1 protein-coding gene and 1 pseudogene are annotated in these 2095 nt (G+C 53.3%); both read left to right on the top strand.

Annotated features, from left to right (window positions below):
* On the top strand, nucleotides 1–1824 hold a 1824-nt coding region (locus KDK19_RS15115), incomplete at its 5' end, for a calcium-binding protein (RefSeq protein WP_306801356.1).
* A 7-nt stretch (nucleotides 1825–1831) separates the two neighbouring features.
* Nucleotides 1832–2095: pseudogene (locus KDK19_RS15110) on the top strand (hypothetical protein); the annotation flags it as partial.

Genomic DNA, 2095 nt, shown 5'->3' with positions numbered 1-2095 from the left:
GAACTCACCCTTTCCTCATCGGAACTTTCTCCTCTGGTACTGGATACCAGCCCAACCAGTGACCAAATAACAACAGGCGACAATGATGACATTATTCACGCAGGCGTTGGTGATGACATTGTTGATGCGGCGGGTGGTGATGATTTTGTTTCCGGCGGTATGGGTGATGACCAGCTTGATGGCGGGGCGGGTTCTGACACGATTCAGTACAGCTATGAATATGGCGGTAATACGATAGGGCCTGAACGTGGTGTCGAAGTAGACCTTGGCTCCGGATCGGTAACTGATGACGGTTATGGCACGTCTGATGCCATTAGCAATTTTGAGAATGTCATCGGCACAATCCATGACGATATCATCACCGGTAGCGAATACGTTGACGCCAGCAATACTGGTGATAATACACTGACCGGCCTTGCCGGTGACGACGTTATTAGCGGTTTGAGTGGCGATGACTCTCTGGTAGGTGGTGCCGGCGCAGATACTCTCTATGGTGGTGCCGGAGGTGACGTACTGGACGGTGGCGCTGATGATGACATTCTATCGGGCGGTGCGGGTACCGATATCCTGAAAGGTGGCGCCGGCGCAGACAGCCTGGATGGTGGCGCAGATTCAGATACGGTGGATTACAGCGATGAAACCGGTTCTGTCACGGTTGATCTGGCTGGCTCAACCGCCACCGATAGCAGTGGCGATACAGACACCCTGACCAATATTGAGAACGCTACCGGTAGTGCCTGGAATGATCAGATTATTGGTGATTTTGGGGCTAATGTCCTTAACGGAATGGATGGCAATGACAATATCTCTGGTGGTGACGGGACAGACACCATCAGTGGCGGTGCCGGTAATGACTACATAAACGGTAATCAGGGTGACGACGTTATTGATGGTGGTGCCAGTGATGACACCATCCATGGCGGTTTTGGTAACGATACCCTCGATGGTGGTGAAGGTATTGATACGCTGGATATGGTGGGGACGGTAACCAGTCCTTTTGATACACCGGATGATATCACCGTTGACCTGAGCACCTCACCGGATGGAACGGGTTCCGTTACGGTCAATGAGAGTTATGGGAACGGCCTGTTCACGGGTACTGATACCATCACCGGGTTTGAAAATATCACCACGGATCATGGTAATGACACGCTCACGGGGAATGATCTCGATAATGTGCTGAGCAGTGGTCGTGGCATGGACAGGCTTGATGGTAAGGGTGGACAGGATACCCTCCAGGGGGGCGCGGACGATGACACACTGATCGGAGGTGCTGGTAATGACATTCTCGAAGGCGGCGACGGGAACGATGTGCTGGATGGTGGTTCCGGAAACGATGAACTTCGAGGTGGCGATGGCGTCGATACGGTCAGTTTTGCCGCTCTTTCCAGTGCTGTCATAGTTGACCTAAGCGATGGCCGTATTTCCGATGATGGCCTGGGTGGTACAGATACCATTCAATCCATTGAAAACATTGAAGGTACCAACCTGGCGGGGCAGGGCGACATACTGCTTGGGGATACCGGGGATAATGAAATATTCGGCCTGGATGGGAATGATACCCTGGGCGGTGGTGGCGGTACCAACAGGCTGGACGGTGGTGCGGGAAGCGATACCGTCAGTTATGGCAACGAGACCACCGGCGTCACAGTCGACCTGGATAATATCCACAACCCCGTTATAACAGCGTCGGGACAGGACACGCTGATTTCCATTGAGAACGTTTCCGGTGGTTCCGGAGACGATGTGTTGAAAGGCACCTCTGCTGAAAACACCCTCACTGGCAGCAGCGGTGACGATACACTGATGGGCCGGGGGGGGTAACGATACGTTGGATGGGGGCCTTAATGGCCAGACTGGCGACTGGGTCGATTACAGTGAAGCTTCTTCAGCGGTGACGGTTAACCTTTCCGGCACAGATCACAACGCTTCATACGGCATTGATGCCAATGCTGCCCTGGATGGTGACGGTGGAACCGATAGCCTGAAAAATATTGAAAATGCCAAAGGTTCCGCAGGAAACGACTTGCTGATCGGCAATGAGCTCAATAACCACCTGCAGGGTGGGGACGGTGAAGATACTTTCGTGGGCGGC

Source organism: Endozoicomonas sp. ONNA1 (assembly GCF_024606325.1).
Taxonomy (GTDB): Bacteria; Pseudomonadota; Gammaproteobacteria; order Pseudomonadales; family Endozoicomonadaceae; genus Endozoicomonas_A.
Note: the sequence above shows the minus strand (reverse complement) of the source record. Positions and strands in the feature narration are given on the sequence as shown.